The sequence below is a fragment of the Neisseria sp. P0021.S006 genome (assembly GCF_051956895.1).
On the sequence record NZ_JBQCWZ010000007.1, the window covers coordinates 24,400 to 44,695 of the forward strand.

A 20,296-nucleotide genomic window follows, 5' to 3' on the forward strand; every position below is an offset into this window, starting at 1 on the left:
GACCTGAGCCAAAATTTCCTATTTATCTGTCTTGTAAAAACTTAAAGGCCGTCTGAAAAGGAGGATTTCATTCCTTTTCAGACGGCCTTTATCATGCTTTAAGCCTGATTAGTGATGGTGATGACCGTGCGGACCATGTACGTGACCGTGGGCAATTTCTTCCTCGGTCGCATCGCGCACGCCCTCAACAGTCGCTTTGAACAATACTTTCATACCGGCCAAAGGATGGTTGCCGTCCACCACGGCTTTGCCGTCGGCAACATCGGTTACACGATAAATCAATACATCACCGGTTTCCGGATCATCGGCTTCAAACATCATGCCGACTTCGACTTCAACAGGAAACACGCTGACATCTTCAATACGCACCAGATCAGGATCTTGTTCGCCGAAAGCATCATCGGGCGACAAAGCCACTTCGACGGTATCGCCTACATTTTTGCCGTGCAACGCTTCTTCCACCAAAGGGAAAATACCGTCATAACCGCCATGCAGGTAAGCAATCGGCTCTTCGGTTTTGTCCAACAGCTGGTTGTTGGCATCGTACATTTCATAATGCAGGGAAACTACGGAATTTTTAACAATAGACATCATGCCGTCCTTAATCAATATTTAAAAGTTACGCTACGGTTATTCTATCACAGCCGCAACCAAACAATCGGCTTGCTTTAATAAATACCCCATTCAAATGCGACAAAAAGATAAAAGCCTATATAAAAAAGCAAAATCAAATGATTTCAATAAGCAGAAGTTGCTTTTTCACAACACAAAGTGATTAAATTACAAAAAACTTCCCCAAAGCAAAAACATTCCAAACCCTTAAAACCAATAACAAATAAAACCACACAACCAATTGAATATAATATGTTTTTAAAATCTTCATCAATAATGAATATTTTCAGATGATTTTTCGCGCGCCAATATGATTTACATTATTTTCACTATTTTCGTATTGATTTTAGCCGGCAAACGGTTACGCAACGTTGCATTGACCTATCCCGTGGGGCATAATATCGAAAAATTCAGCAATGAATTTCTACTGTATAGGCCGTCTGACGGCTATTTTTAGTTTAAATCGATTTAAAAAAGGTTCTTAAAAATGAAAAAATCTCTGTTCGCTGCTGCTTTGTTGTCTTTAGCTTTGGCCGCTTGTGGCGGTGCTGATAAAGCTGCTGAAACTGCCGCTTCTGCTGCTTCTGAAGCCGCTGCTTCTGCTACTGAAGCTGCTGCTTCTACTGCTGATGCCGCTGCTTCTGCCGCTACCGAAGCTGCTGCTTCTGCTACTGAAGCTGCTGCGTCTGCTACTGATGCCGCTGCTTCTGCCGCTTCTGAAGCTGCTAAATAATATTCTTTTGAATATAAAAAAAGCAGGATACCATTGCGTATCCTGCTTTTTTACATTCCTCTCACTCCCCTTCCCGACTTTTCCGCCTGACTGCCATGCACCTTCACGACCGTTTTGCTGAGTTTCTTTCCGCCTCTGAAATCATCGAAGCCACTCCGGCCTTGTTAAACGACCAACGCCGCCGTTTTGTTTCTTCGCCGGATATTGTCTTACAGCCGAACTCTGTCGAAAGCGTGCAGAAAATCATGCGTTTCTGTTTTGAAAACCGCATCCGCGTCACCCCGCAAGGCGGCAATACCGGATTATGCGGCGCAACGGTAACCACCGAAGGCGTACTGCTCAACCTCTCCAAACTCAACCGCATCCGCGATATCAACCTTGCCGACAACAGCATGACGGTTGAGGCCGGCGTAATTTTGCAAAATGCCCAAAAGGCAGCAGACAAAGCAGGACGACTGTTTCCGCTCAGCCTTGCCAGCGAGGGCTCTTGCCAAATCGGCGGCAATATCGCCTGCAATGCAGGCGGTTTGAATGTCTTGCGTTACGGTAGCATGCGTGATTTGGTATTGGGTTTGGAAGTCGTTTTACCCAACGGCGAACTGGTTTCCCACCTTCAGCCCCTACACAAAAACACGACCGGCTACGACTTGCGCCATCTTTTTATCGGCAGCGAAGGAACATTAGGCATCATTACCGCCGCCACACTCAAACTCTTTGCCCAGCCCAAAACCAAAGCGACCGCATGGGTAGGCCTAGATGATATTGAATCTGCCGTCTCGCTTTTGACCGCTGTGCAAGGCCATTTTGCCGAACGCTTGACCAGTTTCGAGCTGATCAGCCGCTTTGCCCTCGATTTATCTTCGGAATTCAGCCAACTCAAAAAGCCTGCCGATGCGGAATGGCATATTTTGATTGAACTTGCCGACTCTGTTCCCGACGCAGGTTTGGATGAAAAGCTTGCCGAATTTCTCTATCAAAACGGATGGGAAAACAGTATCTTGGCGCAATCCGAGCAAGAACGCTCCGATTTGTGGACCCTGCGTGAAAATATTTCCGCCTCCCAACGCAAACTCGGCACCAGCATCAAACACGATATCGCCGTCCCTATCGCCCAAGTAGCCGCTTTTGTCCGCCAATGCGCGCCTGCCTTGGAAACCCGTTTCCCCGGCATACAAATTGTCTGCTTCGGACATTTAGGCGACGGTAGCCTGCATTACAATACATTCCTGCCCAACGTATTGAGCAACGAAGCCTACCAATACGAAGATGCCGTCAATACCATTGTTTATGAAAACATCCTTGCCTGCCACGGCACGATTGCCGCCGAACACGGCGTAGGCATCATCAAAAAACATTGGCTGCCCCGAGTGCGTACACAGGCCGAACTTGCTCTGATGCATGCCATCAAAAATCAGCTTGACCCTTACGGCATTATGAATCCGGGAAAACTCCTTCCTTCTTTGGATTAACCAATACAAAAAGGCCGTCTGAAACATTTCAGACGGCCTTTTATCTTATCCAAACTATTTTAATGCCGTTTTCCAGTCCAATCCGCCCAATGACGGTACCTGTATCACTTCGTTGGTATCCAAATTGACCGCTGTCAGCTCTCCGCCCCACAACGCACCGGTATCCAAAGCAATTACTTGGTCTGTGTTAACGTAGCCCAACGACGACCAATGCCCGAACACGGTAATATAATCCAAATTCTGCCTATCAGGCGCTTTAAACCAAGGGCGCAGGTAAAGCGGCATTTTCTTCAAAGTGGATTTATATTCGTAATCCAATTCGCCTTTGTACGTCAGCGCACGCATACGGGTAAAGACATTGACAATCATCCGCAGGCGCTCGTAGCCGGTCAAATCATCCGTCCACGCAGTCGGCTTGTTGCCGTACATTTTGCCAAAAAATTTTCTGTATTTTTTACCTTGCAATTCAGCCTCGGCTTCACGGGCAAGGCTTTCGGCCTTATCAACCGACCATTGCGGCAAAATACCGGCATGCACCATCACATGCCTGTTGCCGCGCACCAAAAGCGGTTGATGACGCAGCCAGTCCAATAGGGATTGACTCTCGGGATGGGTCAAAATCGGCTCAACCGTATCGCTGCGCTTGAGCGTGCCTTCACCGCAACCGACTGCCAAAAGATGCAAATCATGATTACCCAAAACCATTTGCACACTGCTGTCGTGTTCTTTGGCAAATTTCAAGGTTTCCAATGATTTCGGGCCGCGATTGACAATATCTCCGACCAGCCAAAGGGTGTCCGTACCATGATTAAAGCCGATTTTGGCAAGCAGCAAAGTCAGTTCGTCAAAGCAGCCTTGAATGTCTCCGATTGCGTAATGTGCCATTATTATTGTTTTCCGTTGTTATTCTTTTCAGACGGCCTCAAGCCCAGCTCAGGCCGTCTAAAACATCAATTATGCGTTTAAAACCAATACTGCTTCCGCTTCAACCTGAACGCCTTTAGGCAGGCTGGCCACACCAACTGCCGCACGCGCAGGGAAAGGTTGCTCGATAAATTCAGCCATCACTTCATTAAACACTGCAAAGTTGGCCAAATCAGTCAAATAAGCATTGAGTTTGACGATATCGTTCAAAGAACCGCCGGCCGCTTCGGCTACGGCTTGCAGGTTTTTAAATACTTGCACGGCTTCGGCACGGAAGTCACCATTACCGACCACAGTCATTGTGGCCGGATCCAAAGGAATCTGACCGCTCATATAAACCGTATCGCCTGCGCGGACTGCTTGGCTGTATGCACCAATTGCGGCAGGGGCTTTGTCAGTATGGATAATGGTTTTAGACATGATATTCTCCTCAAGTAGAAATGTCAGAAACAGGTGGAAGCTTCGAATTTTACTTTCAACAGAAATACGTTTCAATAAAAGCATTCAATTAATGCGTTTAGCCCGTCTTGTTCTTCCTCGATTTTAAACCTACAATCCCACACATTATTCATTTCAAAGCCGAAATTATTATGTTTTTTGTCTTATCCCCAGCCAAAAACCTCAACGAAAAAGACCCCTCCCCCGTCAGCAGCTTTACCCAGCCCGACCTTCTGCCCGAAGCAGAAATCCTGATGCAGGAGTTGCGTCAGCTTGCCCCTCAACAAATCGCCGAGCTGATGCACGTTTCCGACAAAATAGCCCTGCTCAACGCCGAACGCAATGCCGTATGGCACACGCCGTTTACACCTGAAAACGCCAAGCAGGCCGTATTTATGTTCAACGGCGACGTCTATGAAGGTATCGCCGCCGATACACTCAAGCCGGAGCAAATCGAATACCTGCAACAACACGTCCGCCTGCTCTCCGGCCTATACGGCGTACTGCGCCCGCTCGACTTGATGCAGCCCTACCGCTTGGAAATGGGCACGGTCTTTGCCAACTCGCGCGGTAAAAACCTCTACGAATTTTGGGGCGATAAAATTACCGACCTGCTCAACCAAACACTGAAGCAGGCCGGTAGCAACGTTTTAATCAACCTCGCCTCACAAGAATATTTCAAATCCGTCAACACCAAAAAACTCAACGCACGCCTGATTACGCCGATTTTTAAAGACGAGAAAAACGGCAAATACAAAATCATCAGCTTCTACGCCAAGCGTGCGCGCGGTTTGATGGTGCGCTACGCGGCAGAACACGGCATTACCGAGCCTGAAATGCTCAAAAACTTCGACTACGAAGGCTATTCATTCAATGAAGCAGCTTCAAACGAAGCCGAATGGGTATTCATGCGTAAAGAACAATCTAAATAAAAACAGAATCCTAGATATTTTTTCTAAAATACCTCTTGGCAAAGGCCGTAAGTTCCATTAGTATTACGGCTTCAAGAACGGAAGCGTGGCAGAGCGGTTTAATGCAACGGTCTTGAAAACCGTCGAGGGTTGATAGCCCTCCGTGAGTTCGAATCTCACCGCTTCCGCCATTCTTGATATTTTTTATCCAGTAAAAATGAAATGCGAGACTTGATGATTCAAGTCTTTTTTTATTTTCAAATCCAAAGAATACCCAAGGGCCGTCTGAAACTTTCTATAACGCAGTTTCAGACGGCCTAAAACCTTTAAAACTCCCCCAAATCCCTAAAGTCCTACCCAGACATTTAGGAATTTGAGGGATTTTTGCCAAGGTCTCCGCTTTTCTAATCTTTGCCGTCAATGGTATCTGCCTACCCATCACCAATGCGGAATTTTTGCTCAACCATGTGGGGCTTTTCCTATGCCGACGCGATCGTGCATTTTGCCTCAGAGCCGTGTGCTGCCGTATCATTTGCGGTAGGGTTTGCTGCATATTCTGAGCTGTTGCCAAAGAGTACTGCCGTTGCTTTTATCTTGGAGAAGGTCGCGGTAAACGGCATTATGATGGGGTGTCATTCGATGATGGTGTGGTGGTAGGACAGGTCTTGAATGTGATATCGTTCTTCTTGGGTCAGTTGAGTGTCGCTCAGGGTAATCTTTCTTATAGGAAAGGCTGTATGCTGCTACATACCGAACTTTTCCGTTATGGAAAGTTTGCCCTTCAAATCCGAATCTGCTGGCCTCTATTTATCATTATTTAATCGCTACAAGGATATTTAAATGAAACGGGAAACCATTGCCCTGCATGCAGGCTATCAATCCGAACCAACTACCAAATCCGCTGCTGTCCCCATTTACCAAACCACTTCCTACACTTTCGACAACACGCAACACGGCGCAGACTTGTTCAACCTTGATGTAGCGGGCAATATCTACACCCGTATGATGAATCCGACCACTGCCGTTTTGGAAGAACGCGTTGCCCGTTTGGAAGGCGGTATCGCCGCATTGGCTGTCGCCAGCGGTATGGCGGCAATTACCTATGCCGTTCAAACCTTGGCTGAAGCAGGCGACAACATCATTGCAACCAAAACCCTCTACGGCGGCACATACAATTTCTTTGCTCACAGCCTGCCGCGCCAAGGCATAGAAGTACGCTTTATCGATCCGGCCAAACCCGAAGAAATCGCCGCCAATACCGACAGCCGCACCAAACTGGTGTATTGCGAATCTATCGGCAATCCTGCCATCAATGTCGTTGATATTCCAGCATTCGCCCAAGCCGCGCACGCTCAAGGGCTACCACTAATGGTGGACAACACCGTTGCTACGCCTACATTGTTCCGCCCGATAGAACACGGAGCCGACATTGTTATCCAATCTCTGACAAAATACATCGGCGGCCACGGCACAACGATTGGCGGTGCCATTATCGACGGCGGCAAATTCCAATGGGCAGGCAATCCGCGTTTTGAAAAAACCTTCAATCAGCCTGATCCGTCTTACCACGGCGTAAACTACTGCGAACATTTTGGTGCGGCAGCCTATATCGCCCGTGCCCGTGTCGTCCCATTGCGTAATACCGGTGCCGCCCTGTCTCCGCACAGCGCATTTTTACTGCTTCAAGGTTTGGAAACCCTCGCCCTGCGTATGGAACGTCATTGCGAAAACGCCCTAAAAGTAGCCGAATTCTTAAAGAAACATCCGCGGGTCGAATGGGTGAACTATCCTGCACTGCCTGACAGTCCGTATAAAGCTTTGATTGACCGCGACTACGGCGGAAAAGCCTCAGGTTTGCTGAGTTTTGGTATTAAAGGCGGTCGTGAAGCCGGCGCGAAATTCATTGACGCACTGCAACTCTTCCTGCGTTTGGTGAATATCGGCGATGCCAAATCGCTGGCTACCCATCCTGCCACAACGACCCACCGTCAGCTTGACGATGCAGAACTCGCCGCAGCAGGCGTCAGCCCCGACATGGTACGCCTGAGCGTGGGTATCGAGCATATCGACGATTTGCTTGCCGACTTGGCGCAGGCATTGGATGCCGTACAGGCATAAGCAATCGCTCATTAGATGAAAAAAGCCTCCGCTTAAAAAGGCCGTCTGAAAATTTCTTTTCAGACGGCCTTTTCCTTTTCTACAAATCAAATGCGGCGTTAATCAAACGTTTGGTGTAATCGTTTTGCGGATGGTGGAAAATCTGATCCGCGCTGCCGTACTCAACCATTTCGCCCTGCTTCATCACGATCACATTATCGCTAACGGCGCGCACGACAGACAAATCATGACTGATGAACATATAAGTCAGGCCGTATTTCTTTTGCAAATCGCGCAAAAGCTCGACTACTTTGGATTGTACGGAACGGTCAAGTGCAGAAGTCGGCTCGTCCAAAAGAATGAATTTCGGGCGCAGGATAACGGCGCGTGCAATAGCTATACGCTGACGCTGGCCGCCGGAGAATTCATGCGGATAACGGTTGAGCGCGTCAAGCGGCAGGGACACTTCCTTCATGACTTCCAAAACGCGCTGGATACGTTCTTTTTTAGTCATCTCAGGATGATGAACCGTCAAACCTTCACCAATAATTTCACCAACTGTAAGGCGTGGGGAAAGCGAACCGAACGGATCTTGGAACACAATTTGCCGTTGCGATTTCAGACGGCATGCTTCCTCGGCTGTATAGTTTTTCAGGTCTTTGCCTTCAAAGAAGATATGGCCGGTATAAGGCAGCATCTGCATGACGGCTTTGCCCAGCGTGGATTTTCCGGAACCGGACTCGCCGACAACGCCCAATGTTTCCCCTTCTTTTATTTTGAGGCTGATGCCTTTGACGGCGTCGAAAGTTTTGAGCGGCTTGCCAAAAAAGCTTTGCTTCAATACGAAAGAAACATTGACATTATCGGCATCGATTAACACACCGGCGTTGTTTTCTTCCGGCTCTTTCATGCCTTTGGGAATGGCATTGATGAGTTCGGCGGTATATTCGTGCTTCGGATGGGCAAAAACTTCTTTGATTTTGCCGCGCTCGACAATTTCGCCGTTACGCATGACGCAGACGGTTTTGGAATAGTGTTCCGCCAAACCCAAATCGTGGGTAATGAAGATAATCGCCATGCCCATTTGCTGTTGCAAATCGTGGAGCAAATCGAGAATCTCGGCTTGAATGGTTACATCCAAAGCCGTGGTCGGTTCGTCGGCAATCAGCAGGTCAGGTTCATTAATGAGTGCCATGGCAATCATGATGCGTTGCAGCTGGCCGCCGGAAAACTCGTGTGGATATTGTTTCATGCGGCGTTCGGCTTCTTTGATGCCCACACGCTCCAACAATGCCAATGCCTTCAGCCCTGCTTCTTTGCGGCCGAGCTTTTTATTGTGCACACGCGCCGCTTCAATCAGTTGCGCACCGATACGCATAAACGGATTGAGCGAGGTCATCGGCTCTTGGAAAATCACGCTGATGCGGTTGCCGCGCAAATCACGCAGGGTTTTCTCATCGGCATCCAAAATGGAAATGCCGTCAAAAGTAATGCGCGAATCTTTGCCATAACGGGCAAACTTTTCAGGCAACAGGCGCATAACGGACATAGATGTTACAGACTTGCCCGAGCCGGACTCGCCGACCAAAGCCAATGTTTCGCCCTCTGCCACTTTAAAGCTGACATTACGCACGGCGTGCACGTTTTTTTCATGCAATTCAAAATTGATGTCCAGATTTTCTACAACCAGTAACTGTTTTGTCATTTTGATTATCCTTTTGGTTGTGGTTTAGCGGTCTTTCGGGTCGAGCGCATCGCGCAGGCCGTCGCCGATAAAGTTGAAACAGAACAAAGTGGTTACCAAGAAGAAACTCGGCACGAGCAGCTGCCATGGTGCGGCTTCCATCGAAATTGCGCCTTCTTGCAGCATCGAACCCCAACTGGTCATCGGCTCTTGCACACCCAAGCCCAAGAAGCTCAAGAAGGATTCAAACATAATCATGCCCGGTACCAGCAAAGAGGCATACACCATCACCACACCCAAAACATTCGGAATAATGTGGCGCGTTACGATTTTACGTTTTGCCACGCCGCTCACACGTGCCGCTTCGACAAACTCTTTATGCTTCAAGCTCAAGGTTTGGCCGCGCACGATACGCGCCACGTCCAGCCAAGACACCAAACCCACGGCGGCAAAAATCAAAAGCAAGTTGCGGCCGAAGAATGTGGTCAGCAGAATGACGAAAAACATAAACGGAAACGCGTTCAAAATTTCCAAAAAGCGCATCATCAGCGAATCGAGCTTACCGCCGATAAAGCCGGCAATCGCGCCATAAAGCGTACCGATGACAACAGCCACCAATGCGCCGGCCACACCGACCAGCAAGGAAATACGTCCGCCGGTTGCCGCACGCGACAGCAAATCACGGCCGAGCAAGTCCGTACCCAGATAGTGATGAGTAGAAAGGGACGGCGGAATCTGCATATTGTCCCAGTCGGTGAAGTCGTAGGTGTAGCGGACAATCCATGGTGCCACAATCACAAAAATACTGATCAGCAACAGGATAATAATGCTGTACACCGCCGCTTTGTTTTGTTTAAAACGCCGCCATGCGTCGCTCCACAGGCTTTTGCCGTGCACTTGGGCGTATTCTGCTGCCTCTGCGAGGGCCTGAGTCTGCTTCTTTTTGAATAACATAATGTTCTCTCTCGCTTTTTATTCTTTCTTCAGGCCGTCTGAACGTTTCAGACGGCCTTTGCGCAAATGGGATTAATAACGGATTTTCGGGTCAATAATGGCATACAGAATATCGAGGATGGCGTTGAACAAAATGGTCATAATGCCCACCAAAATCGTCAAACCCAAAATCATGCCGTAGTCGCGGTTGAGCGCGCCGTTGACAAATAATTGTCCGACGCCGGGAATACCGAACACGTTTTCAATCACAATGGAGCCGGTAATGATGCCAACGAATGCCGGGCCTAAGAAAGAAACAATCGGCAGCATGGCGGGACGCAGCGCATGGCGCAGGATGATGCGGCTCATGGGCAGGCCTTTGGCGCGTGCCGTACGGATAAAGGGGCTGTTCAATACTTCAATCATCGCACCCCGCGTAATCCGCGCGATACTGGACACATAACCGATGGACAAAGTAACGACAGGCAGAATCAAATTCATCAGTGCGCCATCGTTCCAGCCGCCTGCAGGCAGCCATTGCAGTCTGACAGCAAACACCAGCACCAATACCGGCGCCATCACAAAACTGGGAACAACGATACCGGTCATCGCGCCGCTCATTAGCGAATAATCCAGCCAGCTGTTTTGTTTTAAGGCGGCGATGATGCCGATAAACATGCCGAAGATGGCGGCAATCAAAAAGGCGTAGAAACCAAGTTCTGCCGATACTGGCAGGGATTGGGCAAGCAACTCATTAACGCTGAAATCTTTATATTTGAACGACGGCCCCAAATCCCCCTGCGCCAACTGCTTGAGGTAGTGGAAATATTGGAGGTACATCGGGTCATTGAGGTGGTATTTGGCTTCGATGTTGGCCATGACCGCAGGCGGCAAATTGCGTTCGCCTGTGAACGGGCTGCCCGGTGCAAGCCGCATCAGAAAAAACGATACGGTAATCAACACCAGCATGGTCGGGATGGAAGCACATATCCGTTTGATGATGAATTTCAACATAATCAGGCTGTCCTGTCTGAACATACCGGACTCGTGAAAACAAAGCTGACCTGAAGCGGAAATCGGATGAATGGCAGCAGGCGTCTGTAACGTCGCCGCGCCGGTTTCTCTCTCTATTCCGACCGGGTTATTGTTTTTATTCGGAGTCGGGTAAGGTTTTTTAGTTTTTAGATAATTGTTGTGATAAGGCCGTCTGAAACTTTGTATCCGCCGTTTCAGACGGCCTTTCACGTTAACGCGCCAAAGGTTTGGTGCGTTCAATCAGCCATGCTTTGGCCGCGCCTTCTGTCAAAGGCTCGAGACGGCGGCGCACTTCGGCGTGATATTGGTTCAGCCATTCGATTTCGCTGCCGGTCATCAGTTTGGTATCGATCAGGCGCGTATCGATTGGACAGAGGGTAACGGTCTCAAAATACAGGAATTTGCCGAACTCGGTTTCCTCTGGGTTTTCAACCGGACGGTTGATTACCAGGCTTTCGATACGGATACCCCATTTGCCCGGACGGTAAAGACCCGGCTCGTTGGAAGTCAGCATGCCTGACTTCATCGCGTGATGCGGTTGCGGCACGGCGGCAACGGCAATGCTTTGCGGACCTTCATGCACATTGAGGAAATAGCCCACGCCATGACCTGTACCGTGACCGTAATCACATTGCGCCTGCCAGAGTGATTTACGACAGATGGCATCAATCATCGGGCCTTTGATGTTTTCAGGGAAAATGGTTTCCGCCAGAGAAATATGCGCTTTCAACACCAAAGTGTAATCGCGCTTCATGGCCGCACTCGGATTGCCGACAGGCACCACACGCGTGATGTCGGTCGTACCGCCCCAGTATTGGCCGCCGGAGTCAATCAGCAGCATACCGTCGCCTTTGATTTTGCTGTTGTTTTCCGGTGTCGCGCTGTAATGAGGCAAGGCGGCATTGGCATTGTAGCCGGCGATGGTGTCGAAACTTGGCGAAATAAAGCCGGGACGTTGGCTGCGGTGTTTATAGAGCATGCCGTCGATGTCCAGCTCGCTCAATTCGCCGCCGTCTGCCAAGATTTGTTCAAACTCGGCAAAGAAGCCGCACAATGCCGCGCCGTCTTCCGCCATGGTATTGCGGATATGGGTAATGTCGGCATCGGATTTGACTGATTTGAAGAATGTACTTGGGTGGATGGCTTCAATCAAACGGACGTCTTCAGGCAGGCGGCGCAAAGTACCGACAGCGGTTTTGTTCGGATCAATCAGCAATGCGCCCTTAACGCCTGCCAAATAGTCCGCCGCTTGCGCATAAGGCAATACTTCAAAACCTGCCGCTTTCAAAGCTTCGGCAGATTCGGCTTTCAGACGGCCTGCATCGGTAAACAATACGGCTTTGTCTTGACTGATAAACAGATGGGACAAGAACACAGGGTTGAACGGCACATCATCACCGCGCAGATTGGTAATCCAAGCAATGTCATCCAAAGAAGAAACCAAATGTGCATCTGCGCCCTGCTCTTTCATGGCCGTACGGATACGGGCCAGTTTTTCGGCCGCAGTTTCGGAAACGTAGTCGGGATGGTGAACGTAGATTTCCGGAGTCGGCAATGCAGGACGGTCGTCCCATACTTCGTCCAACAAAGTTTCAGGATATTCGAGGCGGATGTTTTTGGCGGCAAGTGCCTGTTTCAAACCGCGCTCGCCGCTGAGTGCGAACATATCGGCAGGCGCGCCGACGACGGCGCCCTCGGGCAGATTTTGTGCCAACCATTCGGTATAAGGCGCATCAACGCCCATTTTTTGCAGCTCGATGCCGTTTGGCGCAAGCTGTTGGCCAGCCTGTTCCCAATAGCGGCTGTCGGTCCACACGCCTGCTTTATCGGCGGTTACCACCAAAGTGCCGGCCGAACCGGTAAAGCCGGAAAAATCGCGGCGTGCCTGCCAATGCTCGGGCAGGTATTCGGAAAGGTGTGGATCGGCGGAAGGAATGACAAACGCGTCCACGCCATGTTTTTTCATGGCTTCGTGTAAAGCGGACAAACGTTGTTGTACAGATTTCATGTGTTATGTCTCCTGTTGTTTCAGACGGCCTCTGTCATTAAGGCCGTCTGAAAACTTGTACTGTCTATAATCAATCTATTTTTTCGGTGCGAACGACCAGCTCTTGACCGTGTAGTTCCGCAAAGGGTCTTTGTCGGAATAGCCGATAATATCGGGTTTGACCATACGCACTTCAACCTGATGATACAGCGGAATCAGTGCAGCGTCTTCTTGAAGCTGCTTCTCCGCATCGGCATAGAGCTGGCTGCGCGCTTCCTTGCTGACACCATCTTTCAGCGTATTGTTCATAAATGTATCAAACGCCGCGCTTTTGTAGCGGAATGCATTGTTTGAGTTGTTGGATTTCAAGATATTGAGCATGCCCGCCGGATCGTTGAAATCGGAACACCAGCCGCTGAACGAAACCTTGAAATTGCCTTGCGCGCGCGTATCCAAATAAGTTTTCCATTCCTCGTTGGACAAAGTCGGACGGATAAACGGAATGGCGGCTTTCCACACCGACTGCACGGCAGTAATTTGTTTTTTGGACGCTTCGCTGGTGCTGTACAAAATATCGAACTCAAGCGGATGGTCATCGTTGTAGCCTGCTTCGTTCAACAGTTTGCGCGCGGTTTCGATGCGTTTTTCAGGCGTCCACTCTTTCCACTCAGGATAAACGGGAATCACGCCCTGCATTTGCGGCGGCGTCAATTGGAACGCAGGCGTATCGCCGCGGCCGCCCACTTTAACGACAATGTCGCGGCGCGTCAGCATATTGAGCGCCTTGCGGACGCGCGGATCATTAAACGGCGCCGCTTCGTGGTTCGGCTCCAAATACCAGCTGCACAAAGAAGTCGTGCGTCTTACTTGGCCTGGAAACTCAATATCCGCCACTTTGACCTGATCGCTGGGAATGCCGTAAGTCACATCAATTTCATTGGCGCGATAACGGTTGTACTCGCCGCTGCCTGACAGAAAAACCGCCTTTGGAATGGCCACTTTGTCTTTATCGTAATAATTGGGATTACGTTCCATATTGATGTGGCTGTTGACTTTCCAATCCGTTAACAGATAAGCGCCACTGGAAACATAATGACCGGGCTGCGTCCACTTATTGCCGTATTTTTCGACAGTGGCGCGATGAACTGGGAAAGTGAATTGCTGAATCAGCATATCGGGGAAATAAGGTACCGGCGCAATCAGCGTAAATTGCAGGGTTTTTGCGTCCAACGCCTTGACACCCAATGTCTCAGGCTTGGCTTTGCCGTTTAATATATCTTCCGCATTTTCCACTTGGGCATCGACCAAATAGCTGCCGAAAGGTGCGCCGGTGGCTGGATCGGCAAGACGGCGAAAGCTGTACACGAAATCTTCGGCGGTAATCGGATCGCCATTGCTCCATTTGGCATCACGCAGATGGAAGGTCCAAATACGCTCGCCCTCGCTCTCCCATTTTTCCGCCAAAGCAGGAATGGTTTTACCTTCGGCATCCGTACCGACCAAACCATCCATCAACTGACGGATAATCGCACCGGCCGCCATATCGCCACTCATTTGAGGATCCAGCGTACCCGGCTCAACACCGTTGCTGACCACCACGCGCTCATAATCGGTACGTTTAAACTCAGGAGCAGGCTTAACATCGCGGCTGCACGCCGACAATGCGAATACGGCAGCCAATGATGCAGCCAACAGCGGATAGGTTTTTCCGGCCATATTTCATTCCTTCTTTTGGGTATTCTTCTTTTTCAGACGGCCTAATTATTCAAACTACACTCAACTACATTTATTTAGAAGTTCTCCAGCATAGTTAAATCATCTATTTCAAACCATGAAAATAGTGTTTTAAACCACATATTCCATCGAAATAATAATAGCCGTCTAAGATTGTCGGCAAATTAACACAAAAATACGTAACTGAAAACTATTTTTCAATTTATCCTACGATAAGTTACAAATGTATTGATTTTTTATGATTTGTCAAATAAGATTATCCGAACTCTTTCGCCATAAGCAAGAAAAAGACATAAAAAGGAGAATCAAATGAAGAAGTTATCTTACTTTATTGCCACTGCCCTCATAGGCTCTTCCATAAGCGCCGCCCACGCCGAACCTAAAATGAGCGGCACCATCTACATCATGACCGAGGTCGAACACAACAATAAAACCAGTGTAACCTCTACAACCATTTCCGATAAAAGTTCCAGTCTTTATCTCTCCGATGAAGTACGACTCAACAACGACTTATGGCTGAAATGGCAACTTGGCTCCTTTATTTACTTCGATTCCGACCGCTGGGGCGGCTGGGGTACTGCCGACTCATACGTCGCGCTCAACAGCTACAAAAACCTCGGCACCGTCAAAATGGGCTACATCAGTACGCCCATGAACAGCATTTATCTGAACCCGTTCGACACCAACAGCCCGATTTTGGAGTTCGGCAAAATTTCCCGCTTCGGCCAACGCCGTGTTTCCATGGCTTATGAGTCGCCTTGGAAAAACGGCTTCCAATTCAAATTCAACGTTTCCCCCGGTTCCAATGCCGCGCGCAATAACAACAACTGGAATCCGGACAAAAAACGTGACGGTGACTGGGTCTTCGGCTGGGGTGTGGACTACTACCACCCCAACAACGGCTTTAACGCGCACTACGCTGCCGAATACGCACCCAACGACTCTCCGACCGAAACCAAAGACTTCCAAGCCCACGCATTCATGGCCGGATACAGCAAAGACAAAATCTCCGTCGATGCCGCGTTCCAATACGCCAAAAATACTTGCGACGGCTTTAGCTGCTGGGGGCCATGGGAGGAGGAGAAGAATAGTATAAAAATAAAACACGAAGACAAAGAAATCAACAACACCAAAGAATTTATGGTGTCGGGTTCATATAAAATCGGCAATTTCAAACCTCAAATCGGCTTTGCCTACGGTAAAAGCTCTATCGGCGAAGACTACAAACACGTCGCCGTCAGCACCGATTACAGCTTCTCCAAACGGACAACTGCCACACTCGGCGCCGGCTGGTTGAAAGAAAACGTCAATCCGAAATACGAAGAAGATTTGCCGAAAAAATCTTCTTACGCCGTGGGCATGGTATTCAAACACCGCTATTAATGCCTGACAGATTAAAGGCCGTCTGAAACAATTTGTTCAGACGGCCTTTTCTACATCCTATAATTAAACTTGCAGCCCACCTTAAAAATCATTACATTGCCCACACTCAAGCAACAAAAACGTCATCATGAACGCCCACCGCACCCTCATCATCTCCGTTTTTATCGTCGCCAGCTGCGGCCTCGCTTATGAGCTCATCATCGCCGCGCTCGCAAGCTATCTTTTGGGCGACAGTATTTTGCAGTTTTCCTCCGTCATCGGGCTTTATCTGTTTTCAATGGGTATCGGTGCCCACCTGACCCAATACATCAAAGATAAAGACGTGTTGCACCGCTTTATCGAAATCGAACTTCTGGTCGGCATCATCGGCGGTATTTCCGCACTGGCATTATTTGTGGCCTTCGGTTTATCCGCCGCCCCGTTCCGCACCCTGCTCTACGCTTTTGTACTGATTGTCGGCATGGTTGTCGGCATGGAAATTCCTTTGGTCATGCGCGTGTTAAACCAAAAAGGTGCGGAATTTAAAGAACTCGTTTCCAAAGTATTGACCTTCGACTACTTGGGCGCACTCGCCGTTTCCCTGCTCTTCCCGCTCCTCCTCGCACCCAAACTCGGCATGGCGCGTTCCGCCCTTTTGTTCGGCATCCTCAACGCCGCCGTTGCCTACCTGACCGCGCGCGTATTCAAAGCCGAGCTACCCCGCTACCGCGCCATCCGCCTGCGCGCGCTGATTGTCTTGTCCGTCCTCGCCGCCGCCTTCGCCTACGCCGACCGCATCTCATTCAAAGCCGAACAAAGCTATTTCGGCGATCCCGTTGTCTATCAAAGCCATTCGCCCTACCAACGGCTGGTCGTGACCCGCTGGAAAGACGACACCCGCCTCTATATCAACGGCAACCTGCAATTCTCCTCACGCGACGAAGCCCGTTACCATGAAGCACTCGTCCTGCCTGCCATGCAGATGGTTCCCAATGCCGAACGCGTCCTGATTCTCGGCGGCGGTGACGGATTGGCGGCACGCGAAGTCTTGAAATATCCGCAGGTCAAAAATGTTACTTTGGTCGATCTCGACCCCGACATGACCGCCACTTTTAGAACCTCCGCCACCTTGAGCGCACTCAACCAAGGCTCGCTGTCCCATCCCAAAATGCACGTCGTCAACGACGATGCCGCCAAATGGCTGGAAGGGTCGTCTGAAAAATTCGACGTTATCATCATCGACCTACCCGACCCATCCAATTTCTCGCTGGGCAAACTCTACTCCGTCCCCATGTACCGCCTCGTTGCCCGCCATCTTGAGCCGCAAGGCAAGATTGTTGTGCAATCGACTTCGCCTTATTTCGCCCCTAACGCCTACTGGTCGGTCGTTGCCACCCTCGAAGCGGCCAAATTGAATACCGCGCCCTATCATGTTTACGTCCCTTCCTTTGGCGAATGGGGATTTGTGTTGGCAGGGTTTGACCAAAACTTCCCCATTCCGCAAAAATTCGACGTACCCACCCGCTATCTCAATGCCCAGACCGTCGCTGAAATGTTCCGTTTTCCGCCCGATATGGCAAGGCGCAAGGTGGAAGCAAATTATTTGAACAACCAAATTCTCGTCAGTTATTTTGAAAGTGATTGGAACAATGTGATGCGATAAAATATCTAAAGGCCGTCTGGAACATCTACCTTCTTTTTATCTCCGTTCAGACGGCCTCATCGCCCGTTTACCCTTTTTCACACAGCATTTGCTTGAAAAAATAAGGTTTATCTTTATCTAGATAGAACACAATCGACACTATCCGTTGAATGAAGGAACAAACACTTATGCAGTATTTTGGAATCGGTTTTTTGGTTTTAATCTTTTTGGAAATCATGTCCATCGTCTGGGTTGCCGACTGGCTTGGCGGTGGTTGGACGCTGTTTGTGATGGCTCTCAGCTTTATCAGCGGTATCTTTATGCTGCGCCATACCGGCATCTCTGGCCTTTTACTCGCTGGCGCAGCCGTCCGCAGCGGCCAAAACATTTCCCTCTATCAGATGCTGTGGCCGATTCGCTATACTGCTGCCGCGGTTTTCCTGCTCAGCCCCGGTTTTATTTCAACCGCCGTTGCCCTACTCTTGCTGATTCCGTTTAAAGGCAACGCGGCCGTTTCTTCTACGCAGTCTTTCCAAAGCCGCCAGACTTACAGCTCTGCCAAAGATGATGAAGACATTATCGAAGGCGAATATACGGTTACACGCACCAGCAAAGCCGACAAACCGCAAGAATATATCGAACACAAACCCGATTGACGACTTCCTTCATAACAGGCCGTCTGAATTAGGAATACCTCAAAAGTGTTTCATATTTCAGACGGCTTTAGTCATTTCCTGGCTTTGAAAATGTAAATATCGGTTTGTAATTCGGTTATTCCGCATAAATCATTTAAAATAAGCAACTATTTTGATTCTAAAAACGACACGGTATCTAATGAACGTTCAACGTCTTTTCCCTCTCTCCCTCAGCTTGATTACCGCCGCTGTTTTATCGGCGTGCGCCACCCAAAACACACCGACTGCTTCGAAAACCGAAACCGTCGTTCAGCCTAAATCCACTTCTATTCCTTCACGCCGCACCGACAGCGAATCCAAAGTCCTGTCCGATTACAGCCAATACCAAAGCGCCATCGATGCCGCCAAACGCGGTGACGATGCTTGGGTACAACAATTTTTATCCCAAGCCAGCGACAGCGCAATGGCTGAAAACGTCCGCAACGAATGGCTGAAAACCTTGGGCACGCGCGGCCAATGGGATTTGTTCCGTCAAGAATTCAGTAAATTGAACGCCGCTGGCGTCGCCCAAGAAGTGCAATGTTATGCCGATTTGAGCAGCGGCAATTACAGTAAAGCCGCCGAGCTGGTTCGCGTTACCGGCAAACTGCCTGCCGGTTGTACCCGCTTGGTTGAAAGCGCGGCAGCTTCAGGCCGTCTGAACACCAACGACGCATGGCGTCGCGTGCGTGGCTTGTTGAGCAACAGTCAAACCACAGATGCACGCAACCTCGCCGCCGCATTGGGCAGCCCCTTTGAAGGTAGCGCGCAAGGTGCGACCGAATACAGCCTGTTGAGCGTAATCGGCAAAGATGCACGCAAGTCTGCTTCTGCCGCTGCCACCCTGTCCGACATGGAATCCGGCCTCAGCCGCGAACAACGCAGCTTCGCATGGGGCGTATTGGGCCACTACCATGCTCAAAGCCAAAACATGCCGACTGCTTTAAGCTACTACGGCCGCGTTTCCGACCGCAAGCAATTGACCGACGAACAATTGGAATGGTACGCACGCGCCGCCTTGCGCCTGCAACGTTGGGACGAATTGGCAAGCGTGATTCAGCATATGCCTGAAAAACTGCAAAAAGACCCGACATGGCAATATTGGCTGGGCCGCAGCTTTGCCGCACAAGGCAAAAGCAGCCAAGCCAAAGAAATGTACGAAAAAGCCGCCGCTTCCGGCCGCAATTTCTACGCCGTAATGGCAGGTGAAGAACTGGGCCACCGCATCAATACGCGCAACAATGTTTCCGATGCCGATTCCAGAGACGTCCGCCGCATGAGTGAAGACGGGGCCATCAAACGCGCATTGGTTCTGTTTAAAAACAGCCAAAGCAACGGCGATTCCAAAATGCGCCGTCAGGCGCAGGCGGAATGGCGTTTTGCCACCCGCGACTTCAACGAAGACAATCTGCTGACTGCCGCACAAGTCGCTTTTGACAACCAGTTCTACGACATGGCAATCAACAGCGCAGACCGTACCGACCACAAACTCAACTACAAACTGCGCTATCTCTCTCCGTTTAAAGACCTGACCGTCCGCTATGCCGCACAGGCAGGCGTTGACCCGGCATGGGTTTACGGTTTGATTCGCCAAGAAAGCCGCTTTGTCATGGGCGCACAATCCAGCGTCGGCGCACAAGGCCTGATGCAGGTCATGCCTGCAACCGCCCGCGAAATCGCCGGCAAAATCGGTATGAGCAGCAGCGAACTCTACACCATGGACGGCAATATCCGCATGGGTACTTGGTACATGGCAGATGCCAAACGCCGCCTGCAAAATAACGAAGTGATGGCCACCGCAGGCTACAACGCCGGCCCCGGCCGCGCCCGCAACTGGCAGGCTTCTTCTCCTTTGGAAGGCGCCATCTACGCCGAGACCATCCCATTCACCGAAACCCGTGACTACGTGAAAAAAGTCATGACCAACGCGACTTATTACGCGTCATTGTTCAACGAACCGCAGACTTCGTTGAAACAACGTATGGGTACGGTTCCCGGCCGCTATTAATACCCGATAGGCCGTCTGAAAAGTGAGACAGAATCCAACATTCAGACGGCCTA

Annotated in this window: 16 protein-coding genes, 1 tRNA gene and 1 pseudogene; 9 read left to right on the forward strand and 9 right to left on the reverse strand. The window is 49.9% G+C overall.

Going from position 1 to position 20,296, the window contains the following annotated elements:
- Positions 1–108: 108 nt before the first annotated feature.
- On the reverse strand, positions 109–591 hold the full coding sequence (locus tag ACTHUM_RS02810; protein ID WP_070695361.1) for an FKBP-type peptidyl-prolyl cis-trans isomerase: 483 nt from the start codon (positions 589–591) through the stop codon (positions 109–111).
- 508 nt (positions 592–1,099) lie between these two features.
- On the opposite strand from ACTHUM_RS02810, the gene ACTHUM_RS02815 reads away from it, so the two are divergent.
- The gene (locus ACTHUM_RS02815) at positions 1,100–1,345 is read left to right on the forward strand and encodes a hypothetical protein (protein WP_070695360.1); all 246 of its coding nucleotides are present in this window, start codon (positions 1,100–1,102) and stop codon (positions 1,343–1,345) included.
- Between the two features lie 95 nt (positions 1,346–1,440).
- Positions 1,441–2,814, forward strand: a complete 1,374-nt coding sequence (locus ACTHUM_RS02820) for an FAD-binding oxidoreductase (RefSeq protein WP_070695359.1) — start codon at positions 1,441–1,443, stop codon at positions 2,812–2,814.
- A 54-nt stretch (positions 2,815–2,868) separates the two neighbouring features.
- Here ACTHUM_RS02820 and ACTHUM_RS02825 read toward each other — a convergent pair whose 3' ends face one another.
- Together ACTHUM_RS02825 and ACTHUM_RS02830 are read right to left on the reverse strand one after the other, a co-directional pair.
- Complete coding sequence (locus ACTHUM_RS02825; protein WP_003746004.1) at positions 2,869–3,699, reverse strand: symmetrical bis(5'-nucleosyl)-tetraphosphatase; 831 nt, start codon at positions 3,697–3,699, stop codon at positions 2,869–2,871.
- 69 nt (positions 3,700–3,768) lie between these two features.
- Positions 3,769–4,158: a RidA family protein gene (locus ACTHUM_RS02830; protein ID WP_003746001.1), complete on the reverse strand. Its 390-nt coding sequence runs from the start codon at positions 4,156–4,158 to the stop codon at positions 3,769–3,771.
- 170 nt (positions 4,159–4,328) lie between these two features.
- Here ACTHUM_RS02830 and yaaA point away from each other — a divergent pair, with 170 nt between their 5' ends.
- Positions 4,329–5,108 carry a peroxide stress protein YaaA gene (gene yaaA / locus ACTHUM_RS02835; protein WP_070695402.1) on the forward strand — a complete coding sequence of 260 codons (780 nt, stop codon included), beginning with the start codon at positions 4,329–4,331 and terminating at the stop codon, positions 5,106–5,108.
- A gap of 79 nt (positions 5,109–5,187) precedes the next feature.
- Positions 5,188–5,278 (forward strand) — tRNA-Ser (locus tag ACTHUM_RS02840).
- Positions 5,279–5,521: 243 nt separating this feature from the next.
- Here the strand turns inward: ACTHUM_RS02840 and ACTHUM_RS02845 are convergent.
- Positions 5,522–5,732 (reverse strand): annotated as a pseudogene (locus ACTHUM_RS02845) (IS30 family transposase); the annotation flags it as partial.
- Positions 5,733–5,927: 195 nt separating this feature from the next.
- Between ACTHUM_RS02845 and ACTHUM_RS02850 the strand changes: the two are divergent.
- Entirely contained in the window at positions 5,928–7,205 is a 1,278-nt protein-coding gene (locus ACTHUM_RS02850; protein ID WP_049335542.1) for an O-acetylhomoserine aminocarboxypropyltransferase/cysteine synthase family protein, read from the forward strand.
- 79 nt (positions 7,206–7,284) lie between these two features.
- Here the strand turns inward: ACTHUM_RS02850 and ACTHUM_RS02855 are convergent, their stop codons facing one another.
- From ACTHUM_RS02855 to ACTHUM_RS02875, 5 genes are all read right to left on the reverse strand, one after another.
- Complete coding sequence (locus tag ACTHUM_RS02855; RefSeq protein WP_049335541.1) at positions 7,285–8,889, reverse strand: ABC transporter ATP-binding protein; 1,605 nt, start codon at positions 8,887–8,889, stop codon at positions 7,285–7,287.
- Between the two features lie 24 nt (positions 8,890–8,913).
- Positions 8,914–9,822 (reverse strand): oligopeptide ABC transporter permease OppC, encoded by a 909-nt coding sequence (oppC, locus tag ACTHUM_RS02860; RefSeq protein ID WP_049335539.1) that lies wholly within the window; start codon positions 9,820–9,822, stop codon positions 8,914–8,916.
- Between the two features lie 72 nt (positions 9,823–9,894).
- On the reverse strand, positions 9,895–10,815 hold the full coding sequence (oppB, locus tag ACTHUM_RS02865; protein WP_036472303.1) for an oligopeptide ABC transporter permease OppB: 921 nt from the start codon (positions 10,813–10,815) through the stop codon (positions 9,895–9,897).
- A 232-nt stretch (positions 10,816–11,047) separates the two neighbouring features.
- Positions 11,048–12,844: an aminopeptidase P family protein gene (locus tag ACTHUM_RS02870; protein WP_049335537.1), complete on the reverse strand. Its 1,797-nt coding sequence runs from the start codon at positions 12,842–12,844 to the stop codon at positions 11,048–11,050.
- Positions 12,845–12,919: 75 nt separating this feature from the next.
- Positions 12,920–14,539, reverse strand: a complete 1,620-nt coding sequence (locus ACTHUM_RS02875; RefSeq protein WP_004519485.1) for an ABC transporter substrate-binding protein — start codon at positions 14,537–14,539, stop codon at positions 12,920–12,922.
- A gap of 327 nt (positions 14,540–14,866) precedes the next feature.
- On the opposite strand from ACTHUM_RS02875, the gene ACTHUM_RS02880 reads away from it, so the two are divergent.
- The 4 genes from ACTHUM_RS02880 (at position 14,867) to ACTHUM_RS02895 (ending at position 20,243) form a co-directional block, all read left to right on the forward strand.
- A complete protein-coding gene (locus ACTHUM_RS02880; RefSeq protein WP_440361134.1) occupies positions 14,867–15,940 on the forward strand; it encodes a porin in 1,074 nt (357 codons plus the stop codon).
- 124 nt (positions 15,941–16,064) lie between these two features.
- Positions 16,065–17,582: a polyamine aminopropyltransferase gene (locus tag ACTHUM_RS02885; protein ID WP_293203795.1), complete on the forward strand. Its 1,518-nt coding sequence runs from the start codon at positions 16,065–16,067 to the stop codon at positions 17,580–17,582.
- A 167-nt stretch (positions 17,583–17,749) separates the two neighbouring features.
- A complete protein-coding gene (locus ACTHUM_RS02890; RefSeq protein ID WP_049335533.1) occupies positions 17,750–18,217 on the forward strand; it encodes an FxsA family protein in 468 nt (155 codons plus the stop codon).
- Between the two features lie 178 nt (positions 18,218–18,395).
- Positions 18,396–20,243 (forward strand): transglycosylase SLT domain-containing protein, encoded by a 1,848-nt coding sequence (locus ACTHUM_RS02895; RefSeq protein ID WP_440361135.1) that lies wholly within the window; start codon positions 18,396–18,398, stop codon positions 20,241–20,243.
- The last annotated feature ends 53 nt before the right edge of the window (positions 20,244–20,296 follow it).

What these genes read in the sequence shown, in the direction of transcription:
- ACTHUM_RS02810 (WP_070695361.1), bottom strand. Translation starts at nt 591, where the DNA reads ATGTCTATTGTTAAAAATTCCGTAGTTTCCCTGCATTATGAAATGTAC.
- ACTHUM_RS02815 (WP_070695360.1), top strand. Translation starts at nt 1,100, where the DNA reads ATGAAAAAATCTCTGTTCGCTGCTGCTTTGTTGTCTTTAGCTTTGGCC.
- ACTHUM_RS02820 (WP_070695359.1), top strand. Translation starts at nt 1,441, where the DNA reads ATGCACCTTCACGACCGTTTTGCTGAGTTTCTTTCCGCCTCTGAAATC.
- ACTHUM_RS02825 (WP_003746004.1), bottom strand. Translation starts at nt 3,699, where the DNA reads ATGGCACATTACGCAATCGGAGACATTCAAGGCTGCTTTGACGAACTG.
- ACTHUM_RS02830 (WP_003746001.1), bottom strand. Translation starts at nt 4,158, where the DNA reads ATGTCTAAAACCATTATCCATACTGACAAAGCCCCTGCCGCAATTGGT.
- yaaA (WP_070695402.1), top strand. Translation starts at nt 4,329, where the DNA reads ATGTTTTTTGTCTTATCCCCAGCCAAAAACCTCAACGAAAAAGACCCC.
- ACTHUM_RS02850 (WP_049335542.1), top strand. Translation starts at nt 5,928, where the DNA reads ATGAAACGGGAAACCATTGCCCTGCATGCAGGCTATCAATCCGAACCA.
- ACTHUM_RS02855 (WP_049335541.1), bottom strand. Translation starts at nt 8,889, where the DNA reads ATGACAAAACAGTTACTGGTTGTAGAAAATCTGGACATCAATTTTGAA.
- oppC (WP_049335539.1), bottom strand. Translation starts at nt 9,822, where the DNA reads ATGTTATTCAAAAAGAAGCAGACTCAGGCCCTCGCAGAGGCAGCAGAA.
- oppB (WP_036472303.1), bottom strand. Translation starts at nt 10,815, where the DNA reads ATGTTGAAATTCATCATCAAACGGATATGTGCTTCCATCCCGACCATG.
- ACTHUM_RS02870 (WP_049335537.1), bottom strand. Translation starts at nt 12,844, where the DNA reads ATGAAATCTGTACAACAACGTTTGTCCGCTTTACACGAAGCCATGAAA.
- ACTHUM_RS02875 (WP_004519485.1), bottom strand. Translation starts at nt 14,539, where the DNA reads ATGGCCGGAAAAACCTATCCGCTGTTGGCTGCATCATTGGCTGCCGTA.
- ACTHUM_RS02880 (WP_440361134.1), top strand. Translation starts at nt 14,867, where the DNA reads ATGAAGAAGTTATCTTACTTTATTGCCACTGCCCTCATAGGCTCTTCC.
- ACTHUM_RS02890 (WP_049335533.1), top strand. Translation starts at nt 17,750, where the DNA reads ATGCAGTATTTTGGAATCGGTTTTTTGGTTTTAATCTTTTTGGAAATC.
- ACTHUM_RS02895 (WP_440361135.1), top strand. Translation starts at nt 18,396, where the DNA reads ATGAACGTTCAACGTCTTTTCCCTCTCTCCCTCAGCTTGATTACCGCC.